A 22,153-nucleotide genomic window follows, 5' to 3' on the forward strand; every position below is an offset into this window, starting at 1 on the left:
CCTCACTACATGCCCGCTCACCCTCCCCAACGAGCCGTGTCCGGACGCCCTTCGAAGTAACAGGGAGATCGCCCCATGCCCACCCCCATCAAAAAACAATCCCCGTCACGTCCGCCAGTCGACGCCCTCCAGTACGAAAAACTCGCCCTCTCCACCTTCCACCTCTGCGACCGGCAGCTATCGCAACTGGACACACTGATCACACTCGCGTCCTCGATAGTTAGATATCCTGCGCTTACACGCGACGAAAGAAAGCATCGTCAAACGCTGCTCGAATTGCTAGTCGACACCGCCGAGCAATATCAGCAGGAACTCGAAGGCGACCGCGAGTTGTTCCAGGTGATCGCACTCGACGCAAAAGGCGTCCCGCACAGCCGCATCACCGCGCGGCATGCAGCGAACCTGCTGGCCGAAGCCGCCCAGCAAGCACAAGCGCCCGCCGAAAAAATCAGCGCCGCGCACTAACCAACTCAACCGAAAAACACCCACCACCGGCAACGAGGCAAAAAAAATGGCCGCAGCAACCGCTGCGGCCATTCACGTCTCTACGACGACGTCGCGCTCACACGATATTCATCGCCAACGCACTCTCACGATAATGCTGGCTCGCCTTGTCGCTATCGCCAAGCTGCTCGTGCAAGCGCGCCAACGCACGATGCGAGCGAATCCTCAGCGTCTCGTTGTCCGCGAGTTTCAACGCGCGTTCGAGGAACGACTGCGCCTTGCCCCACAACTGCTGATGCAGGCACAAGCGGCCCAACGCGAACATCAGGTCCGCATCTTCCGGCCGGTCCTTCTGCCAGCCTTCCGCCTTCTGGATCAGCGGCAACGCGTCGCCGCCCGTGGTGTCCGGATAACGGCGCAGCAGGCGCGCGTCCCAATTCTGCGCGAGCGCTTCCTCGACAATCTTGCGCGCTTCCTGCGGACGATTCAGCGCCACCAGCAATTCGGCGGCGAGGTCGGCGAGACGCGGTGAATGACGCTCAGTGGCCGACAGCGAATTCCACAACTCCAGCAACGCGTCCGCGTTATGACGACGGTCGCGCAACAGGTTTTCCGCCGCCAGTTGACGCAGACGCACCGCCACCGCCGGATGAATCGCCTCGCGCTTTTCCAGCGTCTTGACGAGCTTGAGCACTTCGCCCCAGTTCTTCAATTGCTGCTGCGCGCGCAACATGATCTGCTGCGCGTGAATGCGCCGCGCGCCCTGCGATTGCATTTCGGTCAGCGCCGTGAGCGCGCCATCGGCGTCGCGGCCGTCGGCGCGCATGTCGGCGGTGGCCATCAGACGCGCGTCCTGCCAGTCGGCTTCGTCGATCTTCGCGAGCCATTCGTCGCGGCGCGCATATTCATGCATGCGATGCGCCGCCGTGGCCGCGATCAAACCGGCCGCGCCCTTGTTGTCGCCGTTCGCGAGCGCATCTTTCGCGGCTTTCTCGGCACGCGAAAAACGGCCGGCGTACAGATTGCCGATGGCGTCACGCAGCGCGGCATGCGCCTTCGCCACGCGCGAGCGCGCACGGTAAGCGGCCACACGCTGCGGCATGCGCCAGATGTTGCGCACGATGCGCAGCAGCGCATACAGCAGGATGAACAGCACCACCAGCCCGACGACGAACAGATTCAGCGAAATGTCGACGCGATACGGCGGGTAAATGAGCAGCACCTGCCCCATGTCGAAGCGCCCGACCACCGCCAGCACCACGGCGATGACGAACAGCAGCGCGAGCCATAGAAGTCCCCGGATTGCCATGATTAACCTCGGCTCCGGTATTGATTGACGGCCTGCAGGCTGTTGTTCAGATTCGGCACGTCTACCGCCGCCGAGCCTGCGTCGACTTGCCGGACCAGATCGAGCACGGTCTGCGTTTTCTTCGACGTGTTGTCGAAGTAGCGAGTGAGCGCGGCGTCTGCGGCGTGCAGGTCGGACTTCAGCGTGGTCTGGTTGCGCGAGAGCAGCGCGAGTCGCGCGGACAGCAAACGCATCTTCAGGTTTTCGCGCACGAAATAGCCCTGATCGGGCGTGACGAGCATGGCGTCGGCGTTGTCGATGCGGCGCACCTGCACGAGGCTGGTGAGTTGCTGGCCGATGCCGGCGGTCACTTCATGCCACCACACTTTCCAGCGCGGCTGACCGGTGGCGGCCGCGATCTTTTCCGTGTCCTGCCAGCTGGCGGCCTGCGGCGTGGCGTGCGCAATCGGCGCTTCGCCGGAAAGCGGCAAGGCGTCGATCTGATCGATCGCGTTGTCGAGCTTGATGGCGAGACCCGTCAAATCCGTGGACGGCGCGGCCTTCAGCTTGTCGATATCTTGCGCGATGGCCTTGCGCACGGCGACGACCTGCGAGCTGTCCGACGCGGCGAGCCGCGTGTCGGCGCTTTGCAGCGCAAACAGCGCGAGCTGCGTGTTGCCGGTGAGCTGCAACTGCTGGCTCGCGGCCGACAGCATCTGCCCTACTTCGGCGAGCGTCCAGTCGTCGCGATTGCGGGCGAGGTCGGCGTATTGCTGCTGCAAAGCCTGTTGCGCGGTTTGCGAATCGGCGAGCTTGCCTTCGAGTTGCGCGACCTGCGAATCCGATTGATGCACCGTGGCCAGCGCCTGATCGGTCTTGATGCGCAGTTCGTTGGTCTGCGTGTCGTTGGCCTGCTGGCGTTGCGCGATCTGCTGCTCGGTGCGCTCCACCTTGCGATTGAGCGCATAGCCACCCACGCCCGCCGCGCAGGCGATGATCACGACGACAAACCACAGCAGCGGTCCGCTCGCACTGCGGCGCGCGGGCTGCGCTTCGTAGGGCGTGAAGGGTTGATTCGGCGGCAACGCAGAGGTCGCGGCCGGCTGGGGTGAAGCGTTCGTGGATGCGTTCGTTTCAGTCATGCGTGATTTAGCCGGTGAATGAGCCGGGTTGGACGGTACCGGTTGAACTACGGTCGGAACGGCGGCAAGCAAGGCGCGAGCAATACGGTCGTCGCCTGCGCCGGACACCGTAATGCTATCAAAACCCAATGCCCGCGCGGTCTGCGCGATACGGGGATGCGGCGTGACGAGCGCGGCGTGCTTGAGTTGGCCGATTTCGCCGGCGGTGAGATGTTCGAGCGCCAGTTCGTGCAGATTGCGCACGCCTTCGGAACTGGTCAGCAGCCATGCGTGCGGTTCGCCGGCCAGCAGATCGTGGACGCGCGCCCAGCCGCCGATGGACGGATCGGGCACGAGGCGCCGGTATGCGGCCACGGTCTCGACTTCGGCGCCTGCTTCGCGCAGACGGTCGGCGAGCCATTCGCGGCCGCCGTCGCCGCGCACGATCAGCACGCGCTTGCCTTCCAGCGACGCCGCGCCGAGCGCAGAGTCGATCGCGGCGAACAGGCCTTCGGAATCGAAGCGCGCGGTGTCGTCGTCGGTGGAGGTGGTCGGGCTGATGACCTGATAGGCGGGCGCCGCCACGCCGTGACGCACCAGCGCCTGCACGCTGCCAGGACCGACCACGCCGATCGGCAACGCATGCGGCCAGATCGCGCCGCTCTGCGCGAAGGCGTGATCGATCGCGTTCGGCGACACGAACACGACCAGCGCATAGCGTTCCAGCGAAGCAAGCGCGGCGCGCAACGGCGCTTCGTCGGTGACGGGAGCGATGTCGATCAACGGAAATTCGAACGACTCGACACCGCCGGCCGCGAGACGCGCAATCAATTCTTTCGACTGACCGGCCGGTCGTGTAATCACGACCGTGAACGCCGCGCGTGCGGCGGATGACGATGCGTGGGAGGAAGTGTCGGCCGTCATCACTCGCCGGTCGCCGCGCTGTCGGCGGCGCTTGCGTTCTGGTTCGCTGCCGCGTGACCGCTCGCGGTGCTCAGCGCGCGCACGATGTCCATCGCGCCCTGCTGTTCGAGTTCGCTCGCCACCTGCTCGCCGAGCGCCATCGCGCGTTCGACGTTCGGTGCGGGCGCCGAGGCCTGCGCGCTCAGCACGCGCTGACCGTCCGGCGTGGCGACGATGCCGCGCAGATGCAGCGCGCCGTCGTGCCACATGGCGTATGCCGCCAGCGGGACTTCGCAACTGCCGCCGAGCCTGCGCGACACCATGCGCTCCGCTTCGACGGCCGCCGCCGTGTGTTCGTGGTGCAACGGCGCGAGCCAGGCCGCGAGGTCGGCACGGTCGGCGCGAATCTCGATGCCGAGCGCGCCCTGGCCCGCTGCGGGCAAGCTGTCTTCCGGATCGAGCAGCGCACGGATGCGCTCGCCGAGACCCAGACGCTTCAAACCGGCCGCGGCCAGGATGATTGCCGCGTAATCGCCGCGATCGAGCTTGGACAGACGCGTGTCGAGATTGCCGCGCAACGGCTTCACGACGAGATGCGGATAGCGCGTGCGCAGCATGGCTTCGCGGCGCAGGCTGGAGGTGCCCACCACCGCGCCTTCGGGCAGCGCAGCAAGCGTGGCGTAGTCGTTCGAGACGAACGCGTCACGCGGATCTTCGCGCTCCATGATGGTGGACAGCGCGAAGCCTTCGGGCAATTCCATCGGCACGTCTTTGAGCGAATGCACGGCGAGATCGGCGCGGCCATCGGCCAGCGCGGCTTCCAGTTCCTTGACGAACAGCCCCTTGCCGCCCACCTTCGACAACGTGCGATCGAGAATTTGATCGCCACGTGTCGTCATTCCAAGGATTTTTACGTCACAAGATGGATATAATTTGTGCAGCGCACATCGCACATGCTCCGCCTGCCACATGGCAAGGCGGCTTTCTCGCGACGCAATCACAAGCGTGTGGGGTGGCGTAGAAAACGTCTCGTTGTTCATTAGCTTGCTGATCGAATGACGGGAGGTAATAACAAACAATGTTAGCACGCGCCCCAGCGTCCACAGGCACGCCGGAGCGCCGTGTCAACACGGTATCGATGGAGGAGACGGGCCTCGCGCAGCGCGCGCCTGCCCCATCCCGGTCTGTCCACACGCGGTCGTTCGCGCACCGGGCCCCGGCATGCGGGATGATGCAATGCGGCGCGGCGTTGCCGTGCACGTCCGCGTGCGGCTTCGTGCCACTCTTCCTCCAGCGCCTGAGCGCTTCGCATCGGCGCATACCGTTTCGCGCAGTTCACGTTGCAAATCACGTTGCAGTTCCAGTGCAGTTCCGCAGTAGCAGTTCATCACTCAACAGACCCTGGCTTCCCTGAGGAAACCCATCGTGACGTCTTCCGGATCGGCGCGCCCTGCCCGCCGCAACACTGCATCGCTCAACGCTCAAGCGGCCGACGCCGCTGCGGCGCCCGCCGTCTCTCCCGCTGTCGAGACAGCGGCACCGTCCACGCCGGCCAAACGCACCGGCAAACCGGCCAGCACCGCTCAGGCCGCCAAGGCCGCTAAGTCCGAAAAGGCCGTCAAGGCTTTGGTCGAGGTCAAGCCGGCTGGCAAGCCTGCCAAACAGGACAAGGCATTGAAGGAACCGAAGGCCTCGAAGGTCGCTAAGGTCGCGAAGGCCGAGAAAGCGGCGAAGGCGGACAAGACCGCCGCCGCCCCGCAAACCGCGAAGGCGGCGAAGGCCGCTAAAGACGTGACAAAGGCCGACGTGGCAAAAGCGGACGCCGCAAAGGCGCCGAAGCTGCAAGCGGTGTCGAACGACACCGGCGCATCGGCTACCGCTGCCGCCGCACCGAAGACCAACGGCCGCACGCGCGAAGACAAGGATCACCCGCTGTTCCAGGACATCCGTTATCTGGGACGCCTGCTCGGCGACGTGCTGCGCGAACAGGAAGGCGACGCCGTGTTCGACGTGGTCGAAACGATTCGTCAGACCGCCGTGCGCTTTCGCCGTGAAGACGACAACGCCGCCGCGCAAACGCTCGACAAGAAACTGCGCTCGCTGAGTCCCGAACAAACCGTGAGCGTGGTGCGCGCGTTCAGCTATTTCTCGCATCTCGCGAACATTGCCGAAGACCGCCACCGCAATCGCCGTCACCGCATTCACGCGCTCGCCGGCTCGACTTCGCAACCGGGCACGATCGCGCATTCGCTCGAACGTCTGGTCGAAGCGGGCGCCGCCGCCACGCCCGTGCTGCAGCAGTTCTTCAACGACGCGCTGATCGTGCCGGTACTGACCGCGCATCCCACCGAAGTGCAGCGCAAGAGCATTCTCGACGCGCAGCACGACGTGGCGCGTCTGCTCGCCGAGCGCGACCAGCAATTGACCGACCGCGAGCGCGCCCACAACGAAGCGATGCTGCGTGCGCGCGTCACCTCGCTGTGGCAAACGCGCATGTTGCGCGACTCGCGTCTCTCGGTCGCCGACGAAATCGAAAACGCGCTGTCGTATTACCGCGCGACATTCCTCGAAGAGATCCCCGCGCTCTACGCCGATATCGAAGAAGCGCTCAAGGAGCACGGTCTCGAAGCGCGTCTGCCGCCGTTCTTCCAGATGGGCAGCTGGATCGGCGGCGACCGCGACGGCAATCCGAACGTCACGGCCGAAACGCTCGAAAACGCCATCACCCGCCAGGCGGCGGTGATCTTCGAGCACTATATGGAGCAGGTCCACAAGCTCGGCGCCGAGTTGTCGGTGTCGAACCTGCTGGCGGGCGCGAGCGACGCGCTCAAGGAACTCGCGGACATCTCGCCCGACCAGTCGCCGCACCGCACCGACGAACCGTATCGCCGCGCGTTGATCGGCATGTACACGCGGCTCGCGGCCAGCGCGCGTGTGCGTCTGGGCGAAGGCAGCGTGCCGGTGCGTAGCGCGGGTCGCGGCGCAGCGCCGGTGCGCGCCAAACCGTATGCCGACTCCGCCGAATTCGCGCGCGATCTGCATGTGCTGATCGATTCGCTCGCCGAGCATCATGGCGCGCCGCTGGCTGCGCCGCGTTTGTCGCCGCTCGCGCGCGCCGCCGAAGTGTTCGGCTTCCACCTCGCCAGCATCGACTTGCGCCAGAGTTCGGACATCCACGAAGCAGTGATCGCCGAACTGCTCAAGCGCGCCGGTGTGGAAGACGACTACGCGTCGCTCTCCGAAGAAGACAAGCTCAAGCTGCTGCTCGCCGAACTGGCGCAGCCGCGTCCGCTGCGTCTGCCGTACGTGGAGTATTCCGATCTCGTGAAGAGCGAACTCGGCGTGCTCGAAGAAGCTCGCACGACGCGCGAAAAGTTCGGCGCGCGCGCGGTGCGCAACTACATCATTTCGCACACGGAAACCGTGAGCGATCTGGTGGAAGTGATGCTGCTGCAAAAAGAAACCGGCCTGCTGCGCGGCCGTCTCGGCGACGCCAACGATCCGGCGAAAGCGGGCTTGATGGTGATCCCGCTGTTCGAGACGATCCCCGACTTGCGCAACGCGCCGCACATCATGCGCGACCTGATCGCGCTGCCGGGTGTCGACGCTTTGATCGAGCATCAGGGCAACGAGCAGGAAGTGATGCTCGGCTATTCGGACAGCAATAAAGACGGCGGCTTCCTGACCTCGAACTGGGAGCTGTACCGTGCGGAACTCGCCTTGGTGTCGCTCTTCAACGACCGCGGCATCACCCTGCGCCTGTTCCACGGACGCGGAGGCACCGTGGGCCGCGGCGGCGGTCCGACCTATCAGGCCATCCTGTCGCAGCCGCCGGGCACGGTGGACGGCCAGATCCGTCTGACGGAGCAAGGCGAAGTGATCGCCAGCAAGTTCGGCAACCCGGACATCGGCCGACGCAACCTGGAAACGGTCGTGGCCGCGACGCTCGAAGCGTCGCTGCTGCCGCACGGCATCGCGCCCGCGCAATTGCCGGCGTTCGAGGAAACCATGCAGCAGTTGTCCGATGCGGCCATGGCGTCGTATCGCGCGCTGGTCTACGAAACGCCCGGCTTCAAGGAATATTTCTTCGAGTCCACGCCGATCGCGGAGATTGCCGAACTGAACATCGGCAGCCGTCCGGCCTCGCGCAAATTGCAGGACCCGAAGCAGCGCAAGATCGAAGATCTGCGCGCGATTCCGTGGGGCTTCTCGTGGGGCCAATGCCGTTTGCTGCTCACCGGCTGGTACGGTTTCGGCAGCGCGGTGGCCGCGCATCTGGACAGCGCGCCGTCCGACGCCGAGCGCGCGCGCCGTCTTGCGCTGCTCAAGAAAATGCACAAGACGTGGCCGTTCTTCGCGAACCTGCTGTCGAACATGGACATGGTGCTGGCCAAGACCGATCTGGCCGTGGCCTCGCGCTATGCCGCGCTCGTGTCCGACAAGAAGCTGCGCAAGCACGTGTTCGAGCGGATCGTTGCCGAGTGGGAGCGTACGTCGAAGGTGCTGTCGGAGATCACCGGAAAGAGCGAGCGGCTCGCCGAAAATCCGCTGCTCGCGCGTTCGATCAAGAACCGCTTCCCGTATCTCGATCCGCTGAACCACCTGCAAGTGGAACTGCTCAAGCGTCACCGCGCGGGCGACACCAACGCGCGCGTGCGTCGCGGGATTCATTTGAGCATCAACGGGATTGCGGCGGGTCTGCGCAACACGGGCTAACGTAGCCAGACACACGGCGTAGTCACGCGCAGTGACTTGCCGTGATGTGCAAGAACGGCGGGATGTCGGTATCGGCATCCCGCCGTTTTTCTATTGCACCGCGCTTCATCAGGCCGGCACGCCGGGCGTCCTTTCGGCCGCATCAGCCGTTACAATGGAGCCGGCCGTGTACCAGTACAAGTCAAGCAATTATTCTGGTATCGAAACCTCCCCCTCACTACTACGCTTCACGCCGCCCGACCGGAATGACCACGCCGTCCTCACTCGACCAACCGCCGCCGCTCGACGCCACACCGGCCCGCGCGCTCGGCGACTTCATCCGCGCGCACCGTGAACGGCTCTCGCCGCAAGCGGTCGGCCTGCCGCCCGGCCCGCGCCGCCGCACGCCCGGTCTGCGGCGCGAAGAGGTCGCGCAACTGTGCGGCGTGAGCCCGACCTGGTACACGTGGATCGAACAGGGGCGGCCGGTGTCGGCGTCGGCGGATGCGCTGGCGCGCATTGCCGTCGCGCTGCAACTGTCGCGCGCCGAGCGCGCCTATCTGTTCGAACTGGCCGCCCAGCGCGATCCCGCCGAGCCCGATCCGGCCGCCGCCGACGCGCCCGCCACCCTGCTCGAAACCGTGCAACTAGTGAACGCGCCGGCCTACGTGCTGGACCGGCAGTGGAACGCGCTCGCCTGGAACGGGCGCGCGGCCGATCTGTTCGTCGGCTGGCTGGATGGCACGCACGACCGCAATCTGCTGCGCTATACCTTCACCGAGCCCGCCGGGCGCGAACTGATCGTCGACTGGGAAATCCGCGCGCGGCGTCTCGCCGCCGAATTCCGCGCCGACTCGATCCGTCACCTGAACGACGCGCCCACACGCGCCCTGATCGACTCGCTCACCGCCGCCAGCGACGAGTTCGCGCGCTTCTGGGCCTCGCAGGACGTCGGTGGCCGCGAAGGCGGCCGGCGCGAATTCAACCATCCGCGCGAAGGCCGCGTGGTGTACGACCAGATCACCTTCAAACCCGCGCATCGCGAAGATCTCAAGCTGGTCGTGCTGGTGCGCGAGTAGCCGATCGCGGCGGGTTCGCTGCCCGCCGGTGTTAAAATCGCTGTCTTTCCTTGCCTCGCCGGCGTTGCCCCGCACCACTGCACGCCGCGAATGCCGTCCGCCTTTTCACGCTCAACTGCCCAACACCATGACGTCCCAACTGCACAAAAAAGGCGAAGCCTGGTCGGCTCGCTTCTCGGAGCCGATGTCGGAGCTCGTCAAACGCTACACGTCGTCGGTTTTCTTCGACAAGCGTCTGGCGCTCGTCGATATCGAAGGGTCGCTCGCGCACGCCTCGATGCTGGCCGCGCAGAAGATCATCGCCGCCGACGACCTCGCCGCCATCCAGCGCGGCATGGCGCAGATCAAGGGTGAAATCGAGCGCGGCGAGTTCGAGTGGCAACTCGATCTGGAAGACGTGCACCTGAACATCGAAGCGCGCCTCACGGCCCTGATCGGCGACGCCGGCAAACGCCTGCACACCGGCCGCTCGCGCAACGACCAGGTCGCGACCGACATCCGTCTGTGGCTGCGCGGCGAAATCGACCGGATCGGCGGTTTGCTGAAAGATCTGCGCACGGCGCTGATCGACATCGCCGAACAGAACGCGTCGACCATCATGCCGGGCTTCACGCACCTGCAAGTGGCACAGCCGGTCACGTTCGGTCATCACCTGATGGCTTACGTCGAAATGTTCTCGCGCGACAGCGAACGCATGATCGACTGCCGCAAGCGCGTGAACCGTCTGCCGCTCGGCGCGGCCGCGCTCGCCGGCACCAGCTATCCGATCGACCGCCTCGCCGTGGCGAAAACGCTGGGCTTCGACGGCGTGTGCGCGAATTCGCTCGACGCCGTGTCCGACCGCGACTTCGCGATCGAATTCACGGCAGCGGCAGCGCTCGTCATGACGCACGTGTCGCGCTTCTCGGAAGAACTCGTGTTGTGGATGAGCCCGCGCGTCGGCTTCATCGATCTGGCGGACCGCTTCTGCACCGGCTCGTCGATCATGCCGCAGAAGAAAAACCCGGACGTGCCCGAACTCGCGCGCGGCAAGACCGGTCGCGTGAATGGTCATCTGATCGCCCTGCTCACGCTGATGAAAGGCCAGCCGCTCGCGTACAACAAAGACAATCAGGAAGACAAGGAGCCGCTGTTCGACACCGTGGATACGGTGGCGGACACGCTGCGCATCTTCGCTGAAATGGTCGCCGGTATTTCGGTCAAGCCGGACGCCATGCGCGCAGCGGCGCTGCAGGGTTTCTCCACGGCAACCGATCTCGCCGACTACCTGGTCAAGCGCGGCCTGCCGTTCCGCGACGCGCACGAAGCCGTGGCGCTGGCGGTGCGTGTCTGCGCCGACCGCGGTTGCGATCTGGCGGACCTGACGCTCGACGAAATGCGCGCGGAACTGCCGAACGTCGCGCATCTGATCGGCGAAGACGTGTTCTCGTATCTGACGCTCGAAGGTTCGGTGGCAAGCCGCAATCACGTGGGCGGCACGGCACCCGAACAGGTTCTGCTGGCCATCAAGGCCGCGCGCGAAGCGCTGAAGTAATCCGCGAAAAACGGCACGCGGCACGCGTTTCGTGCCGCAAAGAAAAGGCGAATCCGGTGACGGCTTCGCCTTTTTTCATTCTGCTTTCCGCAAGCTCACAGAAACGCCGCGCAAAAAAAGAAAGCCCGCAAAAAAGCGGGCTAAATGAAAGACTTCCACCGATGCCTCCCGAAAGAGGCGATCCAAGTGTAGGCGCGTTTTCGCCACGAAGAAATCCGCTCATATTTCCGGCTATTACAGGCCGCGCCCGTGTGCCGGAAACGTGACGACAGCGACCCGCACGCGGGGCAACGCCAATTGCATCCTGGCGTAATTTGACTACCATCGAATCACACGATTCGTAGCTTGCTCAAAGACGATGCTCACTTGCGTGCGTCACCTCCGCGGTCTTCGTAGTCTGTCTGGGCGCACGGCTTCAGGCATCAGCGGCGCGTTCGCGCTGGCCGTGATCGTGAGCGGCTGCACCATCACGCCGCCGCCGAGCGCGCTCGTGCCCACACCGCCCGCCGCGGTCAGCAGCGTGACGCTCGACCAGTACCGCAGCGCCGTGGCTAAACGCATCATCGACCGCAATCCGTCGTACGTGCTGCGCGGCACGCCGCAAGCCATGCTGCGCTCGCTGGTGGTGGTGTCGTTCACGGTGGACCGCAACGGGCAGGTGCTGGAGTCGTCGGTGTATCGCACCAATGGCGACGACGAAGCGGAAAGCACCGCGCTCGCCACCCTGCGGCGCGCCTCGCCGCTGCCGCAACCGCCCGGCAAACTGCTCAATGGTCGCGGTCAGCTCGAACTCTTCGAAGACTGGCTGTTCAACGACAACGGCAAGTTCCAGTTGCGCGAGTTCGCCTCGCCGCAAGCGCAAACCATCGACTGACGCTGCCGGCATGCGCCGCGCCGCCTTGCTGCACGGCGCTCCCGCTCGTTATAATTTTCGGATTCCTTCCGCCGGCTTCAACCGGCACGGCTTTCGCCGCCCACGCACCCGTTGGCGTGGCGAATTGCCCGATTGCAGCGCCCGCGCTATCCCCACGCGGCCCCTGCTTGATGCCCGATGCATGACGGTCAGCGTATGACGCCCGACCGGCACCGTTCGCGCGCGTCACGCTCCCACCTGGTTATTCCCCTGGTACAGCCGCTTTCGCGTACGACCGTCGCCGGCCGCCGTTGTAAGCTGTCATGTCGTCGCCCGCGCTGTGCAAGGCCTGCCCGCCTGCCCAGCGCGTGAAGCGCACGAACTTAAACAATGATGCCGCCAGAGCCGGGCGCCCGAAGACGAGGCACGGCACGCGACGGCATCGCGACCCGGAGACCCTGCATGTCCACTTCGCCGATTTCCGCGGCCCAGCCCAACGCGGCCGGGCAAAACAGCAGCGCGCGGATCATCTTCGCGAGCTTCATCGGCACCGCGATCGAGTTCTACGATTTCTACGTCTATGCGACCGCCGCGGCGCTCGTCATCGGACCGGTGTTTTTCCCGCATGGCTCGGCCACGGCGCAAGCGCTGTCGGCGTTCGTCACGTTCGGCATCGCGTTCGTCGCGCGACCGATCGGCTCGTTCCTGTTCGGTCACTTCGGCGACCGGATCGGCCGTAAATCGACGCTGGTCGCCTCGCTGCTGGTGATGGGCCTGTCGACCACGCTGATCGGCTTCGTGCCGGGTTACGACTCGATCGGCAGCCTCGCGCCGATCCTGCTGTGCATCCTGCGCTTCGGCCAGGGTATCGGCCTGGGCGGCGAATGGGGCGGCGCCGCGCTGCTCGCCACGGAGAACGCACCCGCCGGCAAGCGCGGCTGGTTCGGCATGTTCCCGCAACTCGGGCCGTCGATCGGCTTCCTCGCGTCGAACGGCCTGTTCTTCGCGCTGGCGCTGTCCTTGTCCGAAGAGCAGTTCCGCAGCTGGGGCTGGCGCGTGCCGTTTCTCGTCAGCGCGGTGCTGGTCGCGCTCGGCCTGTACGTGCGCCTGAAAATCGCCGAGACGCCCGCATTTCAGGCCGCGATCGAACGCAAGGAACGCGTGAAGGTGCCGATCGCCACGCTGCTTTCGCAACACTGGATTCCGACCGTGCTCGGCGCGCTCGCGATGGTGGTCTGCTACACGCTGTTCTATAACGCCACCACCTTCTCGCTCTCGTACGGCGTCTCGGTGCTGCACATTCCGCGGCCGACGTTCCTCGGCCTGCTGTGCATCGCCGTGGTGTTCATGGCGCTCGCGACGCCGCTGTCGGCGTGGGCCAGCGACCGCTACGGCCGCAAGCCGGTGCTGATCGTCGGCATCATCGCGGCCATTCTGTCGGGCTTCACGATGGCGCCGTTGCTCGGCAGCGGACAAACGCCGCTCGTGCTGCTGTTCCTCGTGATCGAACTGTTCCTGATGGGCGTGACCTTCGCGCCGATGGGCGCCTTGCTGCCGGAACTGTTCCCGACCAACGTGCGCTATACCGGCGCGGGCGTGGCGTACAACCTCGGCGGGATTCTCGGCGCATCGGTTGCGCCGTATATCGCCTCGGTGCTGGCTGCGCACGGCGGCTTGCCGTCGGTCGGCGCGTATGTGTCGATTGCCGCGGCGGTCAGCATGATTGGCGTGCTGTGCATGCGTGAAACCCGCGACGCACGTCTGATGTAACACAGTCCAACGCTTGAGAAGCGCTCGCGTGGATGACGCGGGCGCTTCTCCAGTTTCCTGCGCGGCGACTCCGCTGCGTACGCTTCCCGCCGCGTCGTCTTCCTGAGTAAATTCCCTGCCTTGCGCGTCTTTTTGGCTTGCCTATACTCGACTCAAATAACCCTAAGGCAAGCAGGGAGGCTCTGATGAATGTCCATCTCCACAACGCAGACATCGTGATGATCATCGCGCTAGCGTTGCTATGTTCGCTGCTGCTTGCATTACGCTTTCGCCCGGCGACATGGAAAGGCATCGTGGTCGAAGCGATTGCAGCCAATGCGGCGGCGATTACCGCCGTGGTCGCCTTTGAAATGCTGATTGCATAAAAGCCTGCTTCTCTGCTGATTCAACCAGACCGGCGCACGACCTTTTGCGGGTCCGTGCGCCGCGCCCATTTCCCCCGTTAGCGATAGTAGTAACCGCCGTGGTGGTAGTAGCCGCCACCGCCGTAGTAGTAGCCCGGCGCCGGCGCGACGATACAGCCACCCAGGGCGGTTGCCAGCAACGTGCCTGCGATCAGAGTCAGGATCAAGCGTTTCATTTTGTTCTCCCTTCGAGTCAGATTCATTCGAGCCAAACCCCGAATGACTCGATTGAACACGACGGCGACCCGCGCGGGCGTTGCCAGATGTAAGGGAAAATCACCGAGGTGTTACAGCGTTGCAGGGTGTAACCGCACCGCGCCGTGCGGACCCACAAACGGTTCACATCTGATGAAAACACCGCCTATACTGGTTTGGACGCGTTGCCCAGATGAAGGCCCGGCTAGCGGGCGTTGCGCGGCAGCAAGCGCGCCGGCGGAGCAACCCGACGCGGCAAACAGATGTTCGAAAGAGGCTTGCGTCACGAGACGAACGGCTTGCTTGAGCGAGTAGTTACTCAACGAAAAGCGACAGATTTAACAGGCTTGTAATGCACGGCCGTCGAGCGACGCCGGATGCATTCGCCGGCAACCGGACGGTCGAAACAACGACTCTCCAGCGCATCACCGAACTATCGATCACCGTGATTCCTTTTCGTCCGCTGTTCCCCGACACGGACGATTTTTGGGGGCGTCTCGTGGCAGCGTCTTTCTGATTGGACGGCTGCGCGGTGCGCCTCTTTTCTTTTGCGCCGACGCTCGCGGATCGCGCCGCGCGTAAACGACAAACCGCCCGGCACAGCTGGAAAAAATCCAGCCGTACCGGGCGGCTTTGCCCGAGACTCCAGCGTCCGGCGCTTACGCCAGATGCTCAAGCCACGTCAGGCCAAATCAGGCCAAGATCAAGCCCAGTGACCCGCGACCCAGCGATAGTTCGGGCCGTGTTCGACCCAGTGTCCCGGCACCCAGTGATAGCCGACACGCTCGGCTTGCCAGTGACCGCCAATCCACACATAACGACCATGATCCCAGCGCCAGTGACCGCGATCCCACACGTAGCCGACGCGCGCCGGCGGCACGGCCTCGAAGCGCTCGGCAGGCGGCGCGGACGGTGCAATCACGACGACTTCAGCGGCCGAAGCCGATGCCACGGCGCCAACGCTGGCAGCGATCAGAACGGTGTTGGCAATCAGCAAACGAAAGGTCTTGTTCATGTTTTCTCCCTCTTTGGATAGACACCGCGTACGGCGTTATCCGTTTAATGCGCGAGGGTGCGAATACGCTGACCGTCGGCGTGTAACGACACAGCCTGACTTGCAACAGATTATTTCGTTGCGGGCGCCGACAGAGGAAACGAAGAACAACGCGACGGCGCACACGCGCTTCGCGGAGTCACGTCGGAACGACGACGGACGACACGAAGCGCGCGGCGCGTAGAAGATGCGAGCCGTACGCAAACGGCTGCAACGACAGACCCTGGACGATCAGGCCTGCGGTATTTCGATCTTGACCTCGAGCACTTCGAGATCGTCCTGGCGTTCGAGGCTCACGCGAATATCGTCATCGGAAATCTTCACGTACTTCGAAATCACGGCTACCAGTTCGCGTTGCAACGCAGGCAGATAATCGGCGGGAGCATGACCGCCGGCGCGCTCGTGCGCGATGATCAACTGCAAACGTTCCTTCGCTACCGACGCGGACTTCTTTTTCTCGCCCAGCAAAAACGAAAGAATCGACATGACGTGCGCTCTCCTTACTTGGTGCCGAAGAGGCGCTGCAGCAGGCCTGGCTTCTGGTAATCGGTAAAGCGAAGCGACTTTTGCTCGCCGAGGAAACGCGACACGACATCTTTATAGGCTTCGGCGACGTCGGTGCCGTCCAGGTGCACGGCCGGCAAGCCCTGGTTCGACGCGTGCAGCACCGCTTCCGATTCCGGAATCACGCCGATCAGATCGATGCGCAGAATTTCCTGGATATCGGTCAGCGAGAGCATTTCGCCTTCGCTCACACGCTTCGGGTTGTAGCGCGTGATCAGCAGGTGTTCCTTGATCGGCTCCTTGCCTTCGATCGCGCGCTTGGTCTTCGACGACAGAATGCCGAGGATGCGGTCCGAGTCGCGCACCGACGACACTTCCGGGTTCGTCACGATCAGCGCTTCGTCGGCGAAGTGCATGGCGAGCAGCGCGCCCGATTCGATACCCGCCGGCGAATCGCAGACGATGTATTCGAAGTCCATCGCGATCAGATCGTTGATGATCTTCTCGACGCCTTCCAGCGTGAGCGCGTCTTTGTCGCGCGTTTGCGAGGCCGGCAGGATGAACAGGTTCTCGCACTTCTTGTCTTTGATCAGCGCCTGGTTGAGGTTGGCTTCGCCCTGGATCACGTTGATCAGGTCATACACCACACGGCGCTCGCAGCCCATGATGAGGTCGAGGTTACGCAGGCCGACGTCGAAGTCGATCACGGCGGTCTTGCTGCCCCGCAACGCGAGGGCCGATGCAAAACTCGCGCTCGTGGTCGTCTTGCCCACGCCACCCTTGCCCGAAGTCACCACAATGATTTTTGCCATTACCCTTACCTTGTGTTCGTCAAATTCGTCAATTATGCGCGGCCGCATTAACCGTATTGGCCGTGAGATGCCGCGTGTCCTGTACGTTCAGGACGACGCGCGCCTCACGTCGTTCAGGTGAGCCGCAGCGGTTCGATCATCAGCTTTTCTTCTTCGAGCCAGATCTGCACCGGCTTGCCGAGCACGTCGGCAGGCAGCGGGTTCTCGGTCGTTCGATAGATGCCCGCGATCGAGATGAGTTCCGGCTCGAGACACGTGCAGAAAATGCGCGCGTCGTGATTGCCCTGCACGCCGGCCAATGCCCGGCCGCGCAGCGGCGCGTAAATATGGATGTTGCCTTCCGCGATGACTTCCGCGCCGTAGCTCACCAGACCGAGCACGACGAGATCGCCCTTGGCATAGATGCGCTGACCCGAACGCAACGGCTTGTCGACCACCATGGTTTGCGACGAGGTAGCGAGCCGCACCGGCTCGGGTTCGGGCGCGGCCGTGGTCTGCGCGCCGCCGTCGGTGGACGTGGTCACGTCGGCGAACAGATCGTCGGGCGGCGTGGCCGTGGCGGCGGTGGCGGCCGGCGGCGTAGCGACGGCGTTGGGCGCGCCGGCGCTGTCTTCGTCGGCGGATTTGGCGGCGCCGCGCCGGTCGCGCGCTTCGAGCAGCGGCAGCGCGGATTCAGCGGCCCAGCTCTGGCTCGCATTCGCGACCACGCCAACCGGACGCATGCGCACGCTCTCGAGCAGTTGCGCAATCTCGGCGAGCGGCACGCGTTCGTTCTCGGCGAGACGGCGCACGTCGAGCGCGACGACGTCGTTAGCGAAAAATTCGGGGGTCGCCTCGAAGCGCCGGGTCAGTTCGGCACGCATGGCGTCGAGGTCGGTTGTCTTGACCACGAACAGGAGCGTGTCGACAGAGCCGCTGCGGAGTTCGAAAAAGGGCGATTTCTTGGGCGACATAGCGTTCGGCAAAAAATTTTGCGTATTTTACAGGCGTCACAGCGGGCGGCGAGCTTTTTTGCCGGGATAACGCGCCGCCGCGGCTGATTCTTCAGCCGCGAACGCTGGAGCGACGGGGACGAGGATCGAGCGGCAGGTTGCTGCGCCGCTCGGGAGGTCACTGCTGGAATGCCTGCGAGGTAGTCGGCACGTGACGCACCAGCAGACTTTCGGCCTGCTCGGGCGCACGCACGACCCGCCGGTGTTCGCCGGTCGGACCGAAGCCGAGCGCTTCGTAAAAGCGCATGGCGTTGCGGTTGGCGTCCGCGACCCATGCGTAGATCTCGGTGGCGCCCTCGCCCGCGAGCCAGGCGCTGGCGGTGTCCACCAGCAGTTCGCCGCCCCGCAGATGACGCACGGCCGGCGCCACCCACAGTTCGCCGACGAACGCGCGCGGTTCCGCGCTTTCGTCGAAGTGCGCTTCGATCAGGCCGGCAGGATGGCCTTCGGTGTACAGGATGAAGCTCGTGGCGGTGACGGACGCCGCGTGCGCGGTGGCCGTGGCGTCGAAAGTGGCCGCGTCGGCGGACAAAGCGTCCTCCAGCGTCTCGCCGAAGGCGTATGGCGCCTCCCGCAAAGACGCGGTACGGAGTTCGCGAAAAACAGCGCCCTGATCAGCGGCGATACGGCGAACGGTCAGTGACGGACTCATGCAGACGGAAACCCCTTGAAACCCTAAGGCGTAGCTTTAACCGAACCGGCGCGCGAGTCAAATCCTAATTACAGGATCTGTTCGACGCGCCGCGCCCAAATGAAGAAGCCCGGCGCCATATGCACCCTGGTCGGCACGCGTGCCTCGAACACGACCGGCGTGCGCGAGGCGAACGCGGCGGCGTTCAGGGCGCTTCGTACTCGCCCGTGCCGTCCGGCCAGGGCGTGAGCAGTTCGTAACCGTCGTCGGTCACGGCAATCATGTGTTCCCATTGCGCGGACAGCGAGCGGTCTTTGGTGACCACCGTCCAGCCGTCGCGCAGCACCGTGGTGCCGGCGCGGCCCGCGTTGATCATCGGCTCGATGGTGAAGACCATGCCCGGCTTCAGACGCACGCCCTGCCCCGGCTGCCCGTAATGCAGCACTTGCGGGTCTTCGTGATAGACCTTGCCGATGCCGTGGCCGCAGTAGTCGCGCACGATCGAGAAGCCGTCGCGCTGCGCGACCTTCTGGATCGCATAGCCGACGTCGCCGAGCGTGGCGCCCGGTTTCACTTCGCGGATGCCGGCAAGCATGGCTTCGTACGTGGTGTCGATCAGTTGACGCGCCACCGTGCTCGGCTGGCCGACGCAATACATGCGGCTCGTGTCGCCGAAATAGCCGTCCTTGATGATCGCGACGTCGATGTTGATGATGTCGCCGTCTTTCAGGACTTCAGTGCGATCCGGAATGCCGTGGCACACCACCGAGTTGACCGAGGTGCACACCGTCTTGGGAAATCCCAGATACCCGACATTTGCCGGGATCGTCTTTTGCGTATTGACAATGTAGTCGTTACACAATGCGTCGAGTTGCTCGGTGGTGACACCCGCCTTGACGTGTTCGCCGATCATCGCCAGCACGTCGGCCGCGAGGCGGCCGGAAATGCGCAGCTTGGCGATGTCGTCGGGGGACTTGTAGGTAATGGCCATTGAATTCGGTTGAGTCGGTGTTCGAGGTTGCGCGACGTTGCCAGAGCTCACGCGAGCTTGCCCGTTGGCGCAACCGGTTGCAGGTGATCGATCGGGCAATTGTACAGAGGATCGACGCGAAACCTTCGCGATTCGGGCGATCTTGCGCAACGGGCGAATTTCCGCCCGCTTCTTTGCTCGATGCTGCAAGCGCACATAGAAATCTTTTGTGAGCTTTGCATCTGGCGGCAGGTTCCCTCCGTAAGAGCCGGTGAGGACTCCAACTTCCCGCTGCAACGATCGGTTCTTCCCGGAAGAACGGGGCCTCATTGCGTCCGCGATCGACGTGACGTGCATGGCGTGATCGGTAGTTTGTTCGCGTATGGACGTCGCAAGGTCGTGGCATCGGCAGCAAATTACTGAGGAGCACGGCCATGTCGGAAGCGAGCAATAAATCAGCAGAACTTATTGATGTATTCGATCGTCGCGTCGAGCGGCGTCTGCAACGCAGGCAGTTCTTCCGCAACGCCGGTGGACTCAGTCTCGGCCTCGTCGGCGGCACGCTGATCAGCGCCTGTGGCGGCGGCTCCGGTTCGAGTCTGTCGGCTGCCACCGCGCCGACCGATGCGGAAATTCTCAACTTCGCACTTAATCTGGAGTACCTGGAATCGCAGTTCTACACTTACGCGACGACAGGCGCGGGGCTTGCTGCGAGCATGACAGCAGGCGTCGGCACCATGGGCACGGTGATTCCCGGACAGCAGGTGCCTTTCCAGGACCCGGTCGTCAAAGCCTACGCCAACGAGATCGCCAACGACGAACGCGAGCACGTCAACTTCCTGCGCACCGCGTTGGGCAGCGCGGCGGTGGCGATGCCGTCCATCGATATCGGCGGCACCAATCCGAATGGCGCATTCTCGAATGCGGCACGCGCGGCGGGGCTCGTGCCCGCAGGCACCGCGTTCAATCCCTACGCGGACGACAACAGCTTCCTGCTCGGTGCGTTTATCTTCGAAGACGTCGGCGTAACCGCCTATAAGGGCGCGTCGCCGCTCATCACCAACAAGACCTTTCTCGAAGCCGCCGCCGGCATTCTCGCCGCCGAGGCCTATCACGCAGGGCTGGTACGCACGGTGCTCTACTCCAAAGGCATCAACACCACGAGTCTCGTGTCCGCGGCCAACGCCATTTCGGCCGCGCGCGCGAGTATCGACAACAACGGTCACGACGACCAGGGCATCACCGGCACGAGCGCAGGCACCTCGAACATCGTGCCGCTCGACAGCAACGGTCTCGCCTTCAGCCGTGGCTATGGCAACGTGCTCAACATCGTCTATCTGACGAGTTCGATCGCGACCAAAGGCGGTTTCTTCCCGAACGGTGTGAACGGTACGCTCAACATGAGCGCCTGACGCACCGCATGAAGTACCGTTGAAGCACGCTTTCTGCTGGATGAGCCGCACCGGCAACGGATAACCGCCATCGCCCGAACTGTGCGATCGCGTCGATCCGTTGGCGGCCGTTCAGATGTCTTCGAAAGTTTTGCCAGACCGCCTGACGACGTACAGGAACAGCCATGAACGAAGCGATGAGCCCCGCCGTGCCGTCCACCCTCACCGAGCAGACCTGCTTCGACATGCGCGAGACGCTCGCCGGACGGCGGCGCGGCCTGCGCGCCGTGCTGCCCTTCGCCGGGCCGGCCGTGGTGGCGTCGATCGCGTACATGGACCCCGGCAACTTCGCCACCAACATCCAGGCGGGCGCGGGCTACGGTTATTCGCTGCTGTGGGTGGTGGCGGTGGCGAATCTCGTCGCCATGCTGTTCCAGTCGCTCTCCGCGAAACTCGGGCTCGTGACCGGCCGCAATCTCGCCGAGCTATGCCGCGCGGCGCTGCCGCAGCGCTACGTCTACGTCATGTGGGGCGTCAGCGAAATCGCGGCCATGGCCACGGATCTCGCGGAATTCGTCGGCGGATCGATTGGCGTGTCCCTGCTCACGCATCTGCCCATGATGCCGAGCATGGTCATCACCGCCGTGATTACCTACGGACTGTTGCAGTTCGAAAAACACGGCTTTCGCCCGCTCGAACTCGCGATTGCCGCCTTGATCGGCGTGATCGGGCTGTCGTATCTCGCGGAATTGCTGATTGCTCCGGTGCAATGGGGAGCGGTCGCCAGACACACGTTTTCGCCGGGCATGCCGGATAGCAATGCGCTGACCATTTCCGTCGGCATCATCGGCGCAACAGTCATGCCTCACGTGCTGTTTTTGCACTCGGGCCTGACGCAGAATCGGGTGCGCGCCCGCAACGAAACCGAGCGCGCCAAATTGCTGCGCTTTTCGAACATCGAAGTGGTGGTTGCGCTCAGTGTCGCGGGGCTCATCAACATGGCGATGGTCATCATGGCGGCCGGTGCATTTCATGCGGGTCACGCGGAAATCGCCAGCATCGAAACCGCGTGGCGCACGCTGACGCCGCTACTCGGCAGCGCTGCCGCCGGGCTGTTCCTGGCCGCGCTGATCGCGTCCGGCGTGTCGAGTTCGGTGGTCGGCACGATGGCTGGGCAGATGATCATGCAGGGCTTCGTCGGCTTTCACATTCCGGTCTGGTTGCGCCGGCTGATCACGATGGCGCCGGCTTTCGCGGTGGTGGCGTGCGGCGTCGACGCGACGCGTGCGCTCGTGCTGAGCCAGGTCGTGCTGAGCATCGCCTTGCCCGTGCCGATGATCGCGCTCGTGTGGTTCACCTCGCGCGGCGATCTGATGGGACGCTACCGGAACCGTCGCGCCACCACGCTTGCCGCACTCGCCGGGACCGTCGTGGTGCTGGCGCTGAATCTCGTTCTGCTGCTGCAGATCGCGGGCATGTCGCCGTGGCCGCCGTTTCACGCGGCTTGAGCGAC

19 protein-coding genes are annotated in these 22,153 nt (G+C 64.3%); 9 read left to right on the plus strand and 10 right to left on the minus strand.

The genetic code is table 11. The features are described 5' to 3' along the window. The first annotated feature begins 75 nt into the window (after window positions 1-75). A complete protein-coding gene (locus P3T18_RS06690) occupies window positions 76-465 on the plus strand; it encodes a hypothetical protein (protein ID WP_429299149.1) in 390 nt (129 codons plus the stop codon). A 97-nt stretch (window positions 466-562) separates the two neighbouring features. Here P3T18_RS06690 and P3T18_RS06695 read toward each other — a convergent pair whose 3' ends face one another. Genes P3T18_RS06695 through hemC form a run of 3 tightly spaced genes read right to left on the minus strand, consistent with a single transcriptional unit; the run spans window position 563 to window position 4,796 of the window. Next, window positions 563-1,753: a heme biosynthesis protein HemY gene (locus tag P3T18_RS06695; RefSeq protein ID WP_429299150.1), complete on the minus strand. Its 1,191-nt coding sequence runs from the start codon at window positions 1,751-1,753 to the stop codon at window positions 563-565. A 2-nt stretch (window positions 1,754-1,755) separates the two neighbouring features. After that, window positions 1,756-3,777 (minus strand): fused uroporphyrinogen-III synthase HemD/membrane protein HemX, encoded by a 2,022-nt coding sequence (hemDX, locus tag P3T18_RS06700; protein WP_429299151.1) that lies wholly within the window; start codon window positions 3,775-3,777, stop codon window positions 1,756-1,758. Further along, on the minus strand, window positions 3,777-4,796 hold the full coding sequence (gene hemC, locus P3T18_RS06705) for a hydroxymethylbilane synthase (protein WP_429299152.1): 1,020 nt from the start codon (window positions 4,794-4,796) through the stop codon (window positions 3,777-3,779). Before hemC ends, hemDX begins: the two co-directional genes overlap by 1 nt. A 385-nt stretch (window positions 4,797-5,181) precedes the next feature. On the opposite strand from hemC, the gene ppc reads away from it, so the two are divergent. The 6 genes from ppc (at window position 5,182) to P3T18_RS06735 (ending at window position 14,052) form a co-directional block, all read left to right on the plus strand. Next, window positions 5,182-8,472, plus strand: a complete 3,291-nt coding sequence (ppc, locus tag P3T18_RS06710; protein WP_429299153.1) for a phosphoenolpyruvate carboxylase — start codon at window positions 5,182-5,184, stop codon at window positions 8,470-8,472. A gap of 245 nt (window positions 8,473-8,717) precedes the next feature. Then, window positions 8,718-9,530 carry a helix-turn-helix transcriptional regulator gene (locus tag P3T18_RS06715; protein ID WP_429299154.1) on the plus strand — a complete coding sequence of 271 codons (813 nt, stop codon included), beginning with the start codon at window positions 8,718-8,720 and terminating at the stop codon, window positions 9,528-9,530. Window positions 9,531-9,657: 127 nt separating this feature from the next. Beyond that, window positions 9,658-11,064, plus strand: a complete 1,407-nt coding sequence (gene argH / locus P3T18_RS06720) for an argininosuccinate lyase (protein WP_429299155.1) — start codon at window positions 9,658-9,660, stop codon at window positions 11,062-11,064. A 358-nt stretch (window positions 11,065-11,422) separates the two neighbouring features. After that, entirely contained in the window at window positions 11,423-11,938 is a 516-nt protein-coding gene (locus tag P3T18_RS06725) for an energy transducer TonB family protein (protein WP_429299156.1), read from the plus strand. Window positions 11,939-12,379: 441 nt separating this feature from the next. After that, window positions 12,380-13,687: an MFS transporter gene (locus P3T18_RS06730; protein ID WP_429299157.1), complete on the plus strand. Its 1,308-nt coding sequence runs from the start codon at window positions 12,380-12,382 to the stop codon at window positions 13,685-13,687. Window positions 13,688-13,872: 185 nt separating this feature from the next. After that, window positions 13,873-14,052, plus strand: coding sequence for a hypothetical protein (locus P3T18_RS06735; RefSeq protein ID WP_429299158.1), 180 nt, complete (start codon window positions 13,873-13,875; stop codon window positions 14,050-14,052). Between the two features lie 77 nt (window positions 14,053-14,129). On the opposite strand, the gene P3T18_RS06740 is transcribed toward P3T18_RS06735, so the two are convergent. From P3T18_RS06740 to map, 7 genes are all read right to left on the minus strand, one after another. Next, window positions 14,130-14,267 carry a hypothetical protein gene (locus P3T18_RS06740; RefSeq protein WP_167363299.1) on the minus strand — a complete coding sequence of 46 codons (138 nt, stop codon included), beginning with the start codon at window positions 14,265-14,267 and terminating at the stop codon, window positions 14,130-14,132. A gap of 722 nt (window positions 14,268-14,989) precedes the next feature. Then, complete coding sequence (locus tag P3T18_RS06745) at window positions 14,990-15,301, minus strand: YXWGXW repeat-containing protein (RefSeq protein ID WP_429299159.1); 312 nt, start codon at window positions 15,299-15,301, stop codon at window positions 14,990-14,992. A gap of 270 nt (window positions 15,302-15,571) precedes the next feature. After that, window positions 15,572-15,826, minus strand: coding sequence for a cell division topological specificity factor MinE (minE, locus tag P3T18_RS06750; protein WP_008922443.1), 255 nt, complete (start codon window positions 15,824-15,826; stop codon window positions 15,572-15,574). A gap of 14 nt (window positions 15,827-15,840) precedes the next feature. Further along, window positions 15,841-16,656, minus strand: coding sequence for a septum site-determining protein MinD (gene minD / locus P3T18_RS06755; RefSeq protein ID WP_144111639.1), 816 nt, complete (start codon window positions 16,654-16,656; stop codon window positions 15,841-15,843). A 113-nt stretch (window positions 16,657-16,769) separates the two neighbouring features. Then, complete coding sequence (gene minC / locus P3T18_RS06760) at window positions 16,770-17,609, minus strand: septum site-determining protein MinC (RefSeq protein WP_429299160.1); 840 nt, start codon at window positions 17,607-17,609, stop codon at window positions 16,770-16,772. Between the two features lie 157 nt (window positions 17,610-17,766). Then, on the minus strand, window positions 17,767-18,300 hold the full coding sequence (locus P3T18_RS06765) for a GNAT family N-acetyltransferase (protein WP_429299161.1): 534 nt from the start codon (window positions 18,298-18,300) through the stop codon (window positions 17,767-17,769). 184 nt (window positions 18,301-18,484) lie between these two features. Then, window positions 18,485-19,270: a type I methionyl aminopeptidase gene (gene map, locus P3T18_RS06770; RefSeq protein ID WP_429299162.1), complete on the minus strand. Its 786-nt coding sequence runs from the start codon at window positions 19,268-19,270 to the stop codon at window positions 18,485-18,487. Between the two features lie 413 nt (window positions 19,271-19,683). Between map and P3T18_RS06775 the strand changes: the two genes are divergently transcribed. Both P3T18_RS06775 and P3T18_RS06780 read left to right on the plus strand, forming a co-directional pair. Beyond that, complete coding sequence (locus tag P3T18_RS06775; RefSeq protein WP_429299163.1) at window positions 19,684-20,661, plus strand: ferritin-like domain-containing protein; 978 nt, start codon at window positions 19,684-19,686, stop codon at window positions 20,659-20,661. A gap of 176 nt (window positions 20,662-20,837) precedes the next feature. Then, window positions 20,838-22,148, plus strand: a complete 1,311-nt coding sequence (locus P3T18_RS06780; protein ID WP_429300056.1) for an Nramp family divalent metal transporter — start codon at window positions 20,838-20,840, stop codon at window positions 22,146-22,148. The last annotated feature ends 5 nt before the right edge of the window (window positions 22,149-22,153 follow it).

The sequence above is a fragment of the Paraburkholderia sp. GAS199 genome, assembly GCF_050436585.1.
In the GTDB taxonomy this organism is placed as follows: domain Bacteria; phylum Pseudomonadota; class Gammaproteobacteria; order Burkholderiales; family Burkholderiaceae; genus Paraburkholderia.